Source organism: Klebsiella ornithinolytica NBRC 105727 = ATCC 31898 (assembly GCF_001598295.1).
Lineage (GTDB): Bacteria > Pseudomonadota > Gammaproteobacteria > Enterobacterales > Enterobacteriaceae > Klebsiella > Klebsiella ornithinolytica.
Genome location: NZ_BCYR01000002.1, coordinates 661,436 through 677,041, shown reverse-complemented (window position 1 = coordinate 677,041; position 15,606 = coordinate 661,436). Strand labels below are relative to the sequence as shown.

General features: G+C 55.1%; 18 protein-coding genes. 7 read left to right on the top strand and 11 right to left on the bottom strand.

What is annotated here, in order from left to right:
- Positions 1-306: 306 nt before the first annotated feature.
- From mnmL to mtgA, 4 genes are all read left to right on the top strand, one after another.
- On the top strand, positions 307-1,242 hold the full coding sequence (gene mnmL, locus ROR01S_RS07215) for a tRNA modification radical SAM protein MnmL/YtqA (RefSeq protein WP_103072934.1): 936 nt from the start codon (positions 307-309) through the stop codon (positions 1,240-1,242).
- 84 nt (positions 1,243-1,326) lie between these two features.
- A complete protein-coding gene (gene arcB / locus ROR01S_RS07210) occupies positions 1,327-3,666 on the top strand; it encodes an aerobic respiration two-component sensor histidine kinase ArcB (protein ID WP_015585653.1) in 2,340 nt (779 codons plus the stop codon).
- A 232-nt stretch (positions 3,667-3,898) separates the two neighbouring features.
- Entirely contained in the window at positions 3,899-4,552 is a 654-nt protein-coding gene (gene elbB, locus ROR01S_RS07205) for an isoprenoid biosynthesis glyoxalase ElbB (RefSeq protein ID WP_004868182.1), read from the top strand.
- A complete protein-coding gene (gene mtgA, locus ROR01S_RS07200; protein ID WP_004868178.1) occupies positions 4,549-5,274 on the top strand; it encodes a monofunctional biosynthetic peptidoglycan transglycosylase in 726 nt (241 codons plus the stop codon). The genes elbB and mtgA overlap by 4 nt, the downstream gene beginning before the upstream one ends.
- A 61-nt stretch (positions 5,275-5,335) precedes the next feature.
- On the opposite strand, the gene npr is transcribed toward mtgA, so the two are convergent.
- From npr to ROR01S_RS07145, 11 genes are all read right to left on the bottom strand, one after another.
- The gene (gene npr, locus ROR01S_RS07195) at positions 5,336-5,608 is read right to left on the bottom strand and encodes a PTS phosphocarrier protein NPr (RefSeq protein ID WP_004868176.1); all 273 of its coding nucleotides are present in this window, start codon (positions 5,606-5,608) and stop codon (positions 5,336-5,338) included.
- Positions 5,605-6,459: an RNase adapter RapZ gene (gene rapZ / locus ROR01S_RS07190; protein WP_004868172.1), complete on the bottom strand. Its 855-nt coding sequence runs from the start codon at positions 6,457-6,459 to the stop codon at positions 5,605-5,607. The genes npr and rapZ overlap by 4 nt, the downstream gene beginning before the upstream one ends.
- A 45-nt stretch (positions 6,460-6,504) precedes the next feature.
- Positions 6,505-6,993 carry a PTS IIA-like nitrogen regulatory protein PtsN gene (gene ptsN, locus ROR01S_RS07185; RefSeq protein ID WP_015585655.1) on the bottom strand — a complete coding sequence of 163 codons (489 nt, stop codon included), beginning with the start codon at positions 6,991-6,993 and terminating at the stop codon, positions 6,505-6,507.
- Positions 6,994-7,065: 72 nt separating this feature from the next.
- On the bottom strand, positions 7,066-7,353 hold the full coding sequence (hpf, locus tag ROR01S_RS07180; RefSeq protein ID WP_004868168.1) for a ribosome hibernation promoting factor: 288 nt from the start codon (positions 7,351-7,353) through the stop codon (positions 7,066-7,068).
- 22 nt (positions 7,354-7,375) lie between these two features.
- Entirely contained in the window at positions 7,376-8,809 is a 1,434-nt protein-coding gene (rpoN, locus tag ROR01S_RS07175; RefSeq protein ID WP_004868164.1) for an RNA polymerase factor sigma-54, read from the bottom strand.
- Positions 8,810-8,856: 47 nt separating this feature from the next.
- The gene (gene lptB / locus ROR01S_RS07170; protein ID WP_004206203.1) at positions 8,857-9,582 is read right to left on the bottom strand and encodes an LPS export ABC transporter ATP-binding protein; all 726 of its coding nucleotides are present in this window, start codon (positions 9,580-9,582) and stop codon (positions 8,857-8,859) included.
- A gap of 6 nt (positions 9,583-9,588) precedes the next feature.
- Positions 9,589-10,134 carry a lipopolysaccharide ABC transporter substrate-binding protein LptA gene (gene lptA / locus ROR01S_RS07165; RefSeq protein ID WP_004868159.1) on the bottom strand — a complete coding sequence of 182 codons (546 nt, stop codon included), beginning with the start codon at positions 10,132-10,134 and terminating at the stop codon, positions 9,589-9,591.
- Positions 10,103-10,678, bottom strand: a complete 576-nt coding sequence (lptC, locus tag ROR01S_RS07160; RefSeq protein ID WP_004868154.1) for an LPS export ABC transporter periplasmic protein LptC — start codon at positions 10,676-10,678, stop codon at positions 10,103-10,105. The genes lptA and lptC overlap by 32 nt, the downstream gene beginning before the upstream one ends.
- On the bottom strand, positions 10,675-11,241 hold the full coding sequence (kdsC, locus tag ROR01S_RS07155; RefSeq protein ID WP_004868149.1) for a 3-deoxy-manno-octulosonate-8-phosphatase KdsC: 567 nt from the start codon (positions 11,239-11,241) through the stop codon (positions 10,675-10,677). The genes lptC and kdsC overlap by 4 nt, the downstream gene beginning before the upstream one ends.
- Before the next feature lie 14 nt (positions 11,242-11,255).
- Positions 11,256-12,260 carry an arabinose-5-phosphate isomerase KdsD gene (kdsD, locus tag ROR01S_RS07150; RefSeq protein ID WP_369973985.1) on the bottom strand — a complete coding sequence of 335 codons (1,005 nt, stop codon included), beginning with the start codon at positions 12,258-12,260 and terminating at the stop codon, positions 11,256-11,258.
- Entirely contained in the window at positions 12,257-13,234 is a 978-nt protein-coding gene (locus ROR01S_RS07145) for a calcium/sodium antiporter (RefSeq protein WP_004868144.1), read from the bottom strand. The genes kdsD and ROR01S_RS07145 overlap by 4 nt, the downstream gene beginning before the upstream one ends.
- Positions 13,235-13,445: 211 nt before the next feature.
- Between ROR01S_RS07145 and mlaF the strand changes: the two genes are divergently transcribed.
- From mlaF to mlaD, 3 genes are read left to right on the top strand one after another with little or no spacing between them, the layout of a single operon-like run.
- Positions 13,446-14,264, top strand: coding sequence for a phospholipid ABC transporter ATP-binding protein MlaF (gene mlaF, locus ROR01S_RS07140; protein WP_004868142.1), 819 nt, complete (start codon positions 13,446-13,448; stop codon positions 14,262-14,264).
- Positions 14,264-15,046 carry a lipid asymmetry maintenance ABC transporter permease subunit MlaE gene (gene mlaE, locus ROR01S_RS07135; protein WP_004868139.1) on the top strand — a complete coding sequence of 261 codons (783 nt, stop codon included), beginning with the start codon at positions 14,264-14,266 and terminating at the stop codon, positions 15,044-15,046. Before mlaF ends, mlaE begins: the two co-directional genes overlap by 1 nt.
- Positions 15,047-15,050: 4 nt before the next feature.
- Positions 15,051-15,602, top strand: coding sequence for an outer membrane lipid asymmetry maintenance protein MlaD (gene mlaD / locus ROR01S_RS07130; RefSeq protein ID WP_004868136.1), 552 nt, complete (start codon positions 15,051-15,053; stop codon positions 15,600-15,602).
- Positions 15,603-15,606: the final 4 nt, after the last annotated feature.

The window sequence follows — 15,606 nt, the reverse complement described above, 5'->3', positions numbered from 1 at the left end:
TGTCTCACTATATCGATAGCGTAACATTATCGATCTGTGCTGAACTGCCTATTTATCGCAGAGTATTTATCTGCCTGTTACCTCTAGCGCGGTAAATAACACTGTTTTTTGCCCTGATGAAGATAATGGCAAACCTGAGGTTAAGTATAAGGAAAAGTCATCACAGAGTGAGTGAATGAAATTGCAGTTATCTTGAGTGTTTATGCAATGAGATGAGCGGCCGCGCTGACGATTGATCCAGGTCATCGCCGTCGGTGGCTAAAAATGGCAGGCTTGGCCCCTTTCTTCAGGCCGGTCTATCAGATTATGCAGTTACAAAAATTAGTCAATATGTTTGGTGGGGATCTTTCGCGGCGCTATGGCGAAAAGGTTCATAAACTGACGCTGCATGGCGGGTTTAGCTGCCCGAATCGCGATGGCACTATTGGCCGCGGAGGCTGCACGTTCTGCAACGTCGCCTCTTTTGCTGACGAAGAGCAGCAGCACCACTCTATTGCTGAACAGCTGGCACATCAGGCGCAGCGGGTTAATCGCGCCAGGCGCTATCTCGCTTATTTTCAGGCTTACACCAGCACCTTTGCCGAAGTTCAGGTACTGCGCTCGATGTATCAGCAGGCGGTGAGTCAGGCCAATATCGTCGGGCTGTGCGTGGGTACTCGTCCTGACTGCGTCCCGGAGGCGGTGCTGGAACTGCTCGGCGGCTATCGGGAACAGGGCTACGAAGTATGGCTGGAACTCGGCTTACAGACGGCGCATGACAAAACGCTGCAGCGGATTAATCGTGGGCATGATTTTGCCTGTTATCAGCGTACGACCCGGCTGGCGCGCGAGCGCGGGCTGAAGGTCTGCGCGCATTTGATCGTCGGGCTACCGGGCGAGGCGCAGAGCCATTGCCTGCAAACGCTGGAGCAGGTTGTGAATACCGGTGTGGATGGCATCAAACTGCATCCGCTGCATATCGTCACCGGCAGTACGATGGCCAAAGCCTGGCAGGCGGGACGGTTGCAGGCGATTGCGCTGGATGAGTATACGGTCACTGCCGGGGAGATGATTCGCCACACGCCACCCGAGGTGATCTATCACCGCATTTCCGCCAGCGCCCGGCGGCCGACGCTGCTGGCGCCCCTGTGGTGTGAGAACCGCTGGACCGGGATGGTTGAACTTGACCGCTATCTCAACCAACACGGCGTGCAGGGCTCGGCGCTGGGACGAGCCTGGGTGCCGCGCGCAGCTTTAGAGTAAGGGCGCCCGCATTTTTTGCACAACTTACAGCGTATTGCTCAGAATTGGGTATTATTGTGCGGAGTTGTCGCGAAGGAATCCCTTATGAAGCAAATCCGTATGCTGGCGCAGTACTATGTCGACCTGATGATGAAGCTGGGTCTGGTGCGTTTTTCCATGCTGTTGGCCCTCGCCCTGGTGGTGCTGGCGATTGTGGTACAGATGGCCGTCACGATGGTTCTGCATGGCCAGGTTGAGAGCATCGACGTTATCCGCTCTATCTTCTTTGGTCTGCTGATCACCCCCTGGGCAGTTTATTTTTTGTCGGTGGTGGTGGAGCAACTGGAAGAGTCGCGGCAGCGTCTCTCCCGGCTGGTGGAAAAACTGGAGGAGATGCGCGAGCGCGACCTGCAGCTTAACGTGCAGCTCAAAGATAATATCGCGCAGCTCAATCAGGAGATTGGCGAGCGTGAAAAGGCGGAAGCCGAGCGCGAGACGACGCTGGAACAGCTGAAGATTGAGATGAAAGAGCGCGAAGAGACGCAAATTCAGCTGGAACAGCAATCCTCCTTCCTCCGTTCTTTCCTTGATGCCTCGCCGGACCTGGTATTCTATCGCAATGAAGACAAAGAGTTTTCTGGCTGTAACCGGGCGATGGAGCTTCTGACCGGGAAAAGCGAAAAGCAGCTTATCCACCTGAAACCTCAGGATGTCTATAACGAAGAAGCGGCGGTTAAAGTGCTGGAGACTGACGAAAAGGTCTTCCGCCATAATGTGTCGCTGACCTACGAGCAGTGGCTGGATTATCCGGACGGGCGTAAAGCCTGCTTTGAAATCCGCAAGGTCCCTTACTATGACCGCGTCGGCAAGCGCCGTGGACTGATGGGCTTTGGCCGCGATATTACCGAACGTAAGCGCTACCAGGATGCGCTGGAGCGCGCCAGCCGCGATAAGACCACCTTTATCTCAACCATCAGCCACGAGCTGCGTACGCCGCTCAACGGTATCGTCGGGCTGAGCCGTATCCTGCTGGATACCGAGCTGACCGGTGAGCAGGAAAAATACCTCAAAACCATCCATGTCTCTGCCGTTACGCTGGGGAATATTTTCAACGATATTATCGACATGGATAAAATGGAGCGGCGCAAAGTCCAGCTGGATAATCAGCAGGTCGACTTCACCGGTTTCCTGGCCGATCTGGAAAACCTCTCCGGCCTGCAGGCGCAACAGAAAGGGCTGCGCTTCGTCCTGGAACCGACGCTGCCGCTGCCGCATAAAGTGGTGACCGACGGGACGCGTCTGCGGCAGATTCTGTGGAACCTCATCAGTAACGCCGTGAAATTCACCCCGCAAGGTGGAAACGTCACCGTTCGCGTTCGCTACGATGAAGGCGATATCCTGCATTTTGAAGTGGAAGACTCCGGCATCGGCATTCCCGAAGCCGAGCAGGATAAGATCTTCGCGATGTATTATCAGGTGAAAGACAGCCACGGCGGCAAGCCTGCGACGGGCACCGGGATCGGTCTTGCCGTATCGCGTCGTCTGGCTCGCAATATGGGCGGCGACATTAACGTCTCCAGCCAGCCGGGCCAGGGGGCCACGTTTACGCTGACCGTGCATGCGCCGGCGGTGGCGGAAGAAGTGGAAGATATGCTGACGGAAGATGAGATGCCCCTGCCGGCGCTGAACGTGCTGCTGGTCGAGGATATCGAGCTCAACGTGATTGTGGCGCGCTCGGTGCTGGAGAAGCTGGGTAACAGCGTCGATGTGGCGATGACCGGTAAGGCCGCGCTGGAGATGTTTGAACCGGGCGAGTACGACCTGGTGCTGCTGGATATCCAGCTGCCGGATATGACGGGCCTGGATATTTCTCGTCATCTTAAGCAGCACTTTGCCGCCGACGAGCTACCGCCGCTGGTTGCCCTGACCGCCAACGTCCTGAAGAATAAAAAAGAGTATCTTGATGCCGGAATGGACGACGTCCTGAGTAAACCGCTATCGGTGCCGGCGCTGACGGCAATGATTAAAAAATTCTGGGATTCGCCGGAAGAGGATGAGTGCGAAATGCCGACCGTGGATGTGAGTAAATCGGCATCCGTACTGGATATTCCGATGCTTGAGCAGTATATCGAGCTGGTGGGGCCAAAGCTTATCAACGATGGTCTTGCGGTTTTTGAGAAGATGATGCCGGGCTATATGGCGGTACTGGAGTCTAATCTGACCGCTCGCGACCAGAAAGGGATCGTCGATGAAGGGCATAAAATTAAAGGCGCGGCGGGCTCGATTGGCCTGCGGCATATCCAACAGCTGGGACAGCAGATTCAGACTCCGGACCTGCCGGCGTGGTCGGATAACGTTGGTGAATGGGTTGAAGAGATGAAATCCGAGTGGCAGAACGATGTAGCGGTGCTGAAAGCATGGGTTGCGGCGGCACATAAAAAATGACCCCGGATAAACCGGGGTGCGCGAATACTGCGCCAACACCAGGGAACTGGTCGTTGCGCCAGAATTTTTAGAGATATTTTTACGTAGCGCAACCTGAGGATTTGGTTTGCTCGCTCATTAAGATAGCAAACCTTAAATTATTTGTTACGTGAATCAGTAAAATATGTGAAGCAATGCGTGTAAATCAAAATTTTTGACTGGTTTCAGCAAGTTGCACTAAGGAGCTGGCAGTATGAAAAAGATTGGCGTGGTATTGAGCGGCTGTGGCGTCTATGACGGAACGGAGATCCATGAAGCGGTCATTACCCTGTTGGCGATCGCCCGTAGCGGCGCACAGGCCATCTGTTTCGCCGCGGATAAAGCGCAAACGGACGTGATCAACCACCTGACCGGTGAGCCGATGGCCGAAAGCCGCAACGTTCTGGTGGAGGCCGCGCGTATTGCCCGTGGCGATATCCAGCCTCTGGCTGCGGCCCGGGCTGAAGATCTGGATGCGCTGATTGTCCCTGGCGGGTTTGGCGCGGCGAAGAACCTCAGCAATTTTGCCTCGCAAGGGGCTGAATGCCAGGTCGATAGCGACCTGAAAGCGTTGACGCTGGCGATGCACGAGGCGGGTAAACCGCTGGGCTTTATGTGTATCGCCCCGGCGCTGCTGCCAAAAATTTTCCCGATCCCGCTGCGGATAACCATCGGCACCGATCTTGATACCGCTGAGGTGGTGGAAGAGATGGGCGCAGAACACGTTCCTTGCCCGGTCGATGATATCGTCGTCGATGAAGAACATAAGGTGGTGACGACCCCGGCCTGGATGCTGGCGCAGAACATTGCGGAAGCGGCAAGCGGGATTGAGAAGCTGGTGGCTCGCGTGCTGGTTCTGACTGCATGAGCGTGCGTTCGGCCCCGTTGCGAATGATTAAACGCCTTTTATTGCGCATTCTGCTGATTGCGGCAGCCTTTTGGGGAGGCGGCATCGCGCTCTTTAGCATACTGCCGGTGCCGTTTTCAGCTGTTATGCTCGAGCGACAAATCGGCGCATGGCTGAGCGGTGATTTTCATTATGTCGCCCACTCCGACTGGGTCGGGATGGACGAGATCTCGCCGTGGATGGGGCTGGCGGCAATCGCTGCGGAGGATCAAAAATTCCCTGAACACTGGGGTTTTGATGTCTCAGCGATAGAGAAAGCGCTGGCACACAATGAACGTCAGGAAAACCGCGTGCGCGGCGCCTCCACGCTTTCGCAGCAAACGGCGAAGAACCTGTTCTTGTGGGATGGCCGTAGCTGGTTGCGCAAAGGGCTGGAGGCAGGGTTAACGGTAGGGATTGAGACGGTGTGGAGTAAAAAACGGATTCTGACCGTCTACCTGAATATCGCTGAATTTGGGGAAGGAACGTTCGGCGTCGAAGCGGCGTCCCGGCGCTACTTTCACAAGCCTGCGAGCAAGTTAACGGCTTCTGAAGCGGCGCTCCTGGCTGCGGTATTGCCCAACCCGATTCGCTTTCGCGCCGATGCGCCGTCCGGCTATGTTCGCAGTCGGCAGGCGTGGATCCTGCGCCAGATGCGTCAGCTAGGCGGAGAAGGATTTATGCAGGCGAACAAGCTGAAGTGAGGTCGCGGCAGAAACAATAGCCCCGGTCAGCGTCGTGCAGCCGGGGAAGAGGCGGGAATGTTTAGTCTTCGTCAAAACCGGCGTTGAACAGCGCGATAACCGCTGCCAGCGCCTCGACTTCCTGCGGACCGTTGGCTTCAATCTCGATTTGCCGACCTTTGGCCGAGTCGAGCATCAGCAGGGCAATTACGCTATTGGCCTCCGCTTCCGTCCCCTCGTCGTTGCGCAGCAGGACTTCCGCATCATAATTCTGCATCAGCTCAAACAGCTTCATCGCCGGGCGGGCATGCATCCCCAGTTTATTGGTGATTTCAACGATCTGCTTTACGGTCATGATTTGCGTTTTTCCAGCGTCCGATGACGAGACTGCACGTTCTTACCGCGTGAGCGGAAGTAATCAGCCAGCTGTTCGGCAATGTAGACCGAACGGTGTTTACCGCCGGTACAACCAATCGCCACCGTCAGATAGCTGCGATTATTGGTCTCCAGCATCGGTAACCATAGCTCAAGATAGCTGCGGGTCTGGTAAATAAAATTGTGAACTTCCGTGTGCCGGTCAAGGAAGGCGGCCACCGGCTTATCCAGACCGGTCATTGGACGCAGTTTCGGATCCCAGTGTGGGTTTGGCAGGAAGCGTACGTCAAAGACGTAATCGGCATCAATCGGGATACCGTGCTTAAAGCCAAAGGATTCAAAGACCATGGTCAGCTCACGTTCACGCTTGCCGAGCAGACGGGTACGTAGCATTTCCGCCAGCTCGTGTACCGACATCTCTGAAGTGTCGACGATCAGGTCGGCGCGGGAACGCAGCGGCTCCAGCAGCGCGCTCTCTTCGTCAATCGCGCTTTCCAGCGACAGATTTTTGCTCGATAGCGGATGCAGACGACGGGTGTCGCTGTAGCGGCGGATCAGCGTATTGCGGTCAGCATCAAGGAACAGCAGCTGAGGGGAAAATGCCTCAGGCAGGTTTTTCATCGCCTGTTCAAAGATCTCTGGCGATTCCGGCATGTTACGCACGTCAATGCTGACGGCGGCAGAGATGTTTCTGTCGGCCAGCGATCTCGCCAGCTCAGGCAACAGCACTACCGGCAGGTTATCTACGCAGTAGAAGCCCATATCTTCCAGCGCCCGCAGAGCGACGGATTTCCCCGAGCCTGAGCGGCCGCTGACGATCATCAGTACCATGTACCGTTTCTCCTCAGTACGATAAAGGGTAGGGGGCGACGGCCGTTATACGTCATCGTTGCTTCCTGCTTCGGTGATGATCTCATACAGCTCTTCATCGCTTTGCGCTGCGCGCAGGCGACGGCAAATCGTTTTATCCGCCAGTCGTTTTGCAACCAGAGACAGCGTATGCAGATGGGTTTTGGTCTGGTCAGCCGGGACCAGAAGCGCAAACAGCAGATCGACCGGCTGATTGTCGATGGCATCAAATGCGATCGGAGTCTCCAGCTGGACAAACACGCCAACGGCGCGCAGCGTATCCTCTTCAAGTTTACCGTGCGGAATGGCAATCCCGTTGCCAATCCCGGTACTGCCCATTTTCTCGCGGGTAAGGATCGCCTCAAACACCACCTGCGGCGGCAAACCTAACTGTTTTGCTGCCAGTTCACTGATGATTTCCAGCGCGCGCTTTTTGCTCTGGCAGTGAACCTGGCTACGGGTACATTCCTGGTTAAGGACGTTGCTCAGTTGTAGAGCCGAATCGTTGTTCATCATAATTTCACCTGAGCGCGCCCCTTGCCTGCTACCGATGAAGGCTGGCAGCAGGCAAGGGCGGCGCCCGGACAATTAGTGTTGTTTTAGTTTATCTTTATGTTTTGTTAACTGTCTTGCCAGCTTATCGATGAGTCCATCAATAGCGGCATACATATCCTGCCCTTCCGCACTGGCATGGATTTCGCCACCGTTGACATGCAGATTGGCATCCGCAATTTGCGTCACCTTCTCTACTTTTAACACAATATAGACCTGATTGATCCTGTCGAAAAACTGCTCCAGCTTGCTGAACTTCGCATTAACGAATTCGCGCAGTGCAGGGGTGATCTCGACGTTGTGTCCTGTAATGTTGAGCTGCATAGTGTCTTCCTTATCGGTTGTATCAAACCAGTTGTTTACGCTGGTTAGATGGCGGAATGGATAAAGACTCTCGGTACTTAGCGACGGTACGACGTGCCACCATGATACCCTGTTCGGACAGGATGGTGGTCAGCTTACTGTCACTCAACGGCTTCGCGGGATTCTCCGCGGCGATTAACTTCTTCACCAGCGCACGAATGGCTGTCGACGATGCCTCGCCGCCGCCTTCCGTATTCACGTGGCTGGAAAAGAAATATTTCAGCTCAAAAATACCGCGCGGACTGTGCAGATATTTTTGGGTGGTAACGCGTGAAATGGTGGATTCATGCATTTCGACGGCCTGAGCGATATCCGCCAGCACCATCGGTTTCATGAACTCTTCACCCTGATCGAAGAAGGCCTGCTGCTGTTCGACGATGCAGCGGCTGACGCGCAACAGCGTATCATTGCGGCTTTCCAGACTCTTGATCAGCCAGCGAGCTTCCTGCAGGTTGCTGCGGATAAACTGGCTGTCTGCATCATTGCGCGCGCTATTGCCCATGGCCGCGTAATGCTGATTAATCTTCAGACGTGGGATGCTGTCGGAGTTAAGCTCCACGACCCAGCGGCCGCTGACTTTACGTACCAGCACGTCGGGAATGACGTATTCCGGCTCGCTGGTCTGAATCGACTGACCGGGGCGCGGATCGAGGGACTGGATGAGATTAACGGCTTCTTTCAGCACCTCTTCTTTCAGTCGGGTGACGCGCATCAGGGAGCGGAAATCATGGTTGGCGAGCAGATCGAGATGATCGCTGATGATCAGCCGGGCTTCTTCCAGCCACGGCGTCTCTTTAGCATATTGGGAAAGCTGAACCAGCAGACAGTCGCGCAGATCTTTTGCCGCGACGCCGACCGGGTCAAAGCGCTGGATACGCTTTAGCACCGCTTCCACTTCTTCGAGACCAATGTCGTCATCGTCGATACTCTCGACAATATCTTCCAGCCGAATAGTGAGATAGCCGGTGTCATCAACGGCATCGACAATCGAGGTGGCAATGGCGCGGTCGGTGTCGGTAAACGGCGTCAGTTCAACCTGCCACATCAGGTAATCCTGCAGGCTTTGGGTCGTTTCGCCTTGATAGACAGGCAGCTCGTCGTCCTGGTAATCAACGCCGTTTCCGGACGGGGTGCCGGCGGTGTAGATTTCATCCCAGCTGGCGTCGAGCGGCAGCTCTTCCGGCATATCTTTTTGTTCAAGAGCGTCGACGGTGTCCAGCGATTCGCGGTCCTCGACCTCTTTGGTTTCTACCTCATCGTGAAGATCGGTTTGCTCAAGCAGCGGATTACTCTCCAGCGCCTGCTGGAGTTCTTGCTGGAGTTCTAACGTGGACAGCTGCAGCAGGCGAATAGCCTGTTGCAGTTGTGGCGTCATGGCAAGCTGTTGGCTTAGCCTTAATTGCAAACCTTGCTTCATATTCAGGGCTAATATCTCCGGCTAAAACGTCTGTAACCTCTACCCTATCAGAGTCTGAAGTCTTCCCCAAGATACACGCGCTTAACCTGCTCGTCTTCAAGGATTTGCTGCGGGGTGCCGTGGGCGATCAGGTGACCCTGGCTGACGATATAGGCGCGTTCGCAGACGGCCAGCGTCTCCCTGACGTTATGGTCGGTGATCAGCACGCCAAGACCGCTGTCGCGCAGATGTTCGATGATGCGTTTGATATCAATAACGGAAATGGGGTCAACGCCGGCAAAAGGCTCATCCAGCAGAATGAATTTCGGATTAGCGGCCAGCGCGCGGGCGATTTCAACGCGGCGGCGTTCACCGCCGGAAAGCGCCTGTCCCAGGCTGTCGCGCAGATGCTCGATGTGAAATTCTTCCATCAGCTCTTTCGCGCGGTCTTCACGCTGCTCGCTGCTGAGATCGTCGCGAATCTGCAAAACCGCCATTAAATTATCGTACACGCTCAGGCGGCGGAAAATGGAAGCTTCCTGCGGCAGATAGCCGATCCCCCGACGCGCGCGGGCATGCAGCGGCAGCAGGCTGATATCTTCATCGTCGATAATAATGTTGCCAGCGTCGCGCGGCACAATGCCGACCACCATGTAGAAGGTCGTGGTTTTACCGGCGCCGTTTGGCCCGAGGAGGCCAACGATCTCGCCAGAGTTCACGGTCAGACTGACATCTTCCACCACGCGGCGGCCTTTATACGCCTTGGCGAGATTCTTTGCGGTTAATGTTGCCATAACGAATTAGTTACCCTTCTTTTGCTGGTTGGTGCTTTTGTCTTGCAGCTGCGAAGGAACCAGAACCGTCGTCACGCGTCCGCCTTTATTGCTGAACGCCTGCATTTTCTGCTCTTTCACCAGATAGGTAATTTTGTCGCCCTGGATGTTGCTATCGATCTGTTCCAGATGCGCATTACCGGTCAGGACGACGAAATCATTCTGCAATTCATAGTGCATTTTTTGCGCGCGGCCTTTCACCGGCTTGCCGTTGTCCTGCATCTGGAAGAAGGTTGCCGGATTACCGTAACCGTCGATCACTTCTTTACCTTTTTCACCGCCAGGACGGGTCACCACCACCTTATCGGCGTTGATTTTAATGGTCCCCTGGGTGACGACGACATTACCGGTGAAGGTGACGACATTGCCCTGCATATCCAGTGACTGCTGATCGGATTCGATGTGAATCGGTTGATCGGTATCGCCGGTTTTTGCCAGTGCCGGCAGGCTGGCGGCCAGTAAGGCGCTGGCGAGCGCAATCTTAAGGCTGAGTTTGTTTGTTCTGAATTTCATAAGAGGTTCTAACCTTTTCAATCAGCTCGGCAGTTTTGCTGCGTAAATTTCCGCGCATTTTCAGGCCGCTGGAATTAAATGTCGTCCCGTACAACGTCACCATGTCATCAGAGGTAACATCTTGCGTCACCAGGTTTATCTGGGCGTTATCCGTCGTAATTTTGCGCAATTGAGAGTCCGCGCTCAGCGCGTCCACCTCTACGTTTCCGTAAAGATACAGCATGCGGTCTTTAGTCAGTTTGGCTTTATCCGCTTTGATAGACCAGGTGGGTACCTTGTTGGTATCAAATGTGGTCATCACCGGTTTGGTGAACCACGAGACTTCCTGGGCGGAAAAATACTCCACGTGCTCAGCGATTAAGCGGTAGTTAAGCGCCCCTTCCGGGCTGTAAACAACGGTGTCGGTATGTTCACTGGTATAGGTCGGGTCATCAGGATTGATCTCTTGCTGAGTGGTATCGTCCGTACCCGCCAGATTCAGGCCGATCAGAATAAGCGCGACCAGCGATAGTAAAATGATAACCCAACGTCTGGTTTTACTCATATTGATTGCCCTTTGGCCTCATCCAGCTTGCCCTGCGCCAATAGTAACAAATCGCAGACTTCGCGTACCGCTCCGCGTCCACCGTTGATGCGGGTAACATAATCTGCGCGCGGTAGCAGCAGCGGGTGCGCATCCGCCACTGCCACGCTTAAACCGACCTCGGCCATCACCGGCCAGTCGATCAGATCATCGCCGATGTAGGCAACTTCGTCCGGGCGAACGGCCAGCTTGCGCAATAATTCGCGAAATGCCAGCAGTTTATCGGACTGCCCCTGATACAGGTGCGTAATGCCCAGCGTCTGACAACGATCTTCTACCAGTTTAGCTTTTCGTCCGGTAATAATCGCGACTTCAATACCTGAGGTCAGCGCGCAGCGAATTCCGTAACCGTCGCGAACGTTAAACGCCTTCAGCTCTTCACCGCTGTTGCCCATGTAGATCAGGCCATCGGACAGCACGCCGTCTACGTCGAGGATCAATAAACGGATCTTCGCCGCCCGATCGATAAATTCAGGGCTTACTGGCCCGTAGCAGGTTTCCTGCAGAGCATCAGCATTATTCATTATTTTATCCTTACTTACACTACGCCTGCGCGCAGGAGATCGTGCATATGTACCACACCCAACAGGCGGTCGCCATCGGCAACTAACACACAGGTGATATGGCGAGATTGCATCAGGTTCAGCGCATCGACGGCAAGAATACCGGGGCGAATGCGAATGCCGCCCGGTGTCATGACATCGGCAATACTGGCATTACGCATATCGACCCCGGTATCAAACACCCGGCGCAGGTCGCCATCGGTGAAAATACCGATGATGTTCATGTCATCATCACAGACAGCCGTCATGCCTAAATTTTTACGTGTGATTTCCAGCAGCGCATCGCGCAAGGTGGCCTGCACATTGACGTGCGGGATTTCATCACCCGTATGCATAATATCATTGACCCGCAACAGCAGCTTACGACCCAGTGCGCCGCCAGGGTGCGACAGCGCAAAATCTTCAGCGGTAAAGCCGCGCGCTTCCAGCAGGGCAACCGCCAGCGCATCGCCCATAACCAGCGCGGCGGTGGTGCTGGAGGTCGGGGCCAGCCCTAACGGACAGGCTTCTTTCAGTACCTTCACGCAAAGATGGATGTCCGCGGCGCGCGCCATGCTGCTTTCCGGACGGCTGGTCATGCAGATAAGAGGCACCTGCAGGCGTTTAAGTACCGGAATCAGCGCCAGGATCTCGTTCGACTCGCCGGAATTCGAGAGCGCGATAACCACATCCTTCGGCGTCACCATGCCTAAATCGCCGTGGGCCGCTTCGCCGGGGTGCACAAAAAACGACGGCGTACCGGTGCTGGCAAACGTCGCCGCCATTTTACGCCCGATATGGCCGGATTTGCCCATCCCCATCACCACGACTTTGCCCGCGCAGCGGAAGATCTTCTCGCAGGCATGGGTGAAATCTTCATTAATGTACTGATCGAGTTGAGCCAGACCTTCACGTTCAATTTCCAGAACTTCACGTCCTACCCGTTGAAAGTCAAAATCCGTTGGCAAATCTATTTGCGACATAGTGTTATCCCGATTCATTCAACGAAGAGCGGTGCTGCCCAGTACAGCATCGCTAACCAAACCACAAAACCGCCGACCAGCAGCGCACCCACCAGGCGACCGGGTTGCCATTTGCGACGCCAGCATAGCAGGACGAATATCACGCTGACGAACAGCATCACGGCATAGTCGCGCGTAAAGGCCTCCGGTGCGAATGCTCCCGGGGCGATCAGTGCCGGTAATCCGAGAACCAGGGCGATATTCAGGATATTCGCGCCGATAATATTCCCGATAGCGATATCGTCTTCCCCTTTTCGCGCCCCGGCAATCGTCGTTGCCAGTTCCGGCAGGCTGGTGCCGATCGCCACCACCGTTAAGCCGACGGTGAGCTCGCTGATAGCGAAGTAGTTTGCCAGCACGGTAGCATTATCCACGACCATTCGGGTTGCCATGGGCATCACAATCATGGCTACACCCAGCCAGAGCAGGGCCACGGGAAGCGAACCTTCCCGCGGAAGCTCCGCCATCTGTTCCCGGGTCAGGCTATCGCTGCCCTGACGTTCCGCCAGCCGGGCGATTTTAATCGTAAACAGCAGCCACAGCAGGGCGAGCGCCAGTAAGAAAAGACCGTCCATACGGGACAGTTGCCCATCGTACAGCACAAAGCTTGCCAGCAAACTGACCAGCAACATTAGCGGTAACTCGCGGCGCAGGATATCAGAATGCACGGTAAATGGACGCAACAAGGCAGCGAGGCCGAGTATTAATAATATATTGGTAATATTGGATCCGAGCGCCGTGCCGATCGCCAGATCGGTCTGTCCGTGCAGAGACGCGGCGGCGGAAACGATGATCTCCGGCAGGCTGGTGCCGATACTTACCACCGTCATCCCGATAATGAGCGGGGGGATCCCTATCATGCGGCAAAGTATTGAAGCGGCGTAGACCAGACGATCGGCGCTGTAGACTACCAGCAGTAAACCAATTATTAACAGAGCCGTCGCTAAGAGCATCTAAAGTCCTTTCTTCAGGTATAATCGTTGATTCGCTGTAGCGGTCCATCTGCAGCGTAACGAATTCTTAATTTTGACTTTATGTTTGTCAAAAGTAAAACAAATGCCAGCTTTCGCTAACCCAGGCAGGTAAGATTCTGTAAAAATGTTGGGTTTGTGGCGAAGGTACGCGCCATGCTTAGCCCGAGGGATGTTTAGTAAGGATGATTTTATGAGCCAAACTCTGGCGAATTTGGTCGAAGTACGCGGTATCCGCTTCTCTCGCGGCGATCGCGTCATCTTTGACGATATCTCGCTGTCAGTGCCGCGCGGTAAGATCACGGCGATTATGGGACCATCGGGGATCGGTAAAACGACGCTGCTGCGCCTGATCGGTGGGCAGATCCCGCCGGATAAAGGTGAGATCCTGTTCGATGGTGAAAACGTGCCGCAGATGTCACGCTCGCGCCTGTATACCGTGCGTAAGCGCATGAGCATGCTGTTCCAGTCCGGAGCACTGTTCACCGATATGAACGTGTTCAATAACGTAGCCTACCCGCTACGTGAACATACGCGTTTGCCGGAGGCGTTACTGCATACGACCGTCATGATGAAGCTTGAAGCGGTCGGGCTGCGCGGAGCGGCGAAATTAATGCCTTCTGAACTCTCAGGCGGGATGGCGCGCCGCGCCGCCCTGGCCAGGGCTATTGCGCTGGAGCCGGACCTGATTATGTTCGACGAACCGTTTGTCGGACAGGATCCCATCACCATGGGCGTGCTGGTTAAGCTGATCTCAGAACTCAACAGCACGCTGGGCGTGACCTGTATCGTGGTGTCACATGACGTGCCAGAAGTGCTGAGCATTGCTGATTACGCGTATATCGTGGCGGACAAAAAAATCGTGGCTCACGGCAGCGCGCAGTCGCTGCGTGAAAACGGCGACCCGCGGGTTCGCCAGTTCATTGATGGTATTGCCGATGGTCCGGTACCGTTCCGCTATCCGGCCGGGGACTATCAGCATGATTTATTAGGCAAGGGAGCGAGCAACTGATGCTGCTAAATGTGCTGGCATCACTCGGACACCGGGGAATTAAAACGACCGCGGCTTTCGGGCGTGCCGGATTAATGCTTTTCAATGCGGTAGTGGGCAAGCCGGAATTTCGTAAGCATGCGCCGCTGTTGGTCCGTCAGCTCTACAACGTTGGCGTGCTATCGATGCTGATTATCATCGTGTCGGGGCTGTTTATCGGCATGGTGCTGGGGCTGCAGGGCTATCTGGTGCTCACCACCTATAGTGCGGAAACCAGTTTAGGCATGCTGGTGGCGTTATCCCTGCTGCGCGAACTGGGGCCGGTGGTTGCTGCGCTGCTGTTTGCCGGGCGTGCGGGTTCCGCGCTGACCGCGGAAATTGGCCTGATGCGTGCGACCGAACAGCTCTCCAGCATGGAAATGATGGCGGTCGATCCGCTGCGGCGCGTGATTTCCCCTCGCTTCTGGGCAGGGGTTATCTCGCTGCCGCTGTTGACCATTATTTTTGTCGCCGTGGGCATCTGGGGCGGCTCGCTGGTGGGCGTAAGCTGGAAGGGGATCGACAGTGGCTTCTTCTGGTCTGCGATGCAAAATGCCGTTGACTGGCGAATGGACCTGGTTAACTGCCTGATTAAGAGTCTGGTGTTTGCCATTACGGTGACATGGGTTGCGTTATTTAATGGTTATGACGCTATCCCCACTTCCGCCGGGATTAGCCGGGCAACGACGCGTACCGTGGTGCATTCGTCGCTGGCGGTTCTGGGGCTGGATTTTGTGCTGACTGCGCTGATGTTTGGGAATTGAGTTCATGCAAACGAAAAAAAGTGAAATCTGGGTAGGTGTGTTCTTACTGGTTGCGTTGCTGGCTGCGCTGTTTGTCTGTCTCAAAGCCGCCAACGTGACCTCTTTACGTACCGAACCGACGTACCGTATCTATGCGACCTTTGACAATATTGGTGGGCTGAAGGCGCGTTCTCCGGTCCGCATTGGCGGTGTGGTCGTGGGCCGGGTTGCGGATATTACGCTTGACCCGAAAACCTACCTGCCGCGCGTTGCGCTCGATATTGATGAGAGCTACAACCATATTCCTGATTCCAGCTCGCTGGCTATTCGTACCTCAGGCCTGCTGGGAGAACAGTACCTGGCGCTGAATATCGGTTTCGACGATCCGGAACTGGGGACGTCTATCCTTAAAGATGGCAGCACTATTCAGGACACCAAGTCAGCCATGGTTCTGGAAGACCTGATTGGTCAGTTCCTTTATAGCAGTAAGGGCAGTGACAATAAGAATTCTGGCGATGATTCGGCAGCGACAGAGAGTCATACTGACGCCACGCCACCGGCCGCCACGACGCATTAATTTC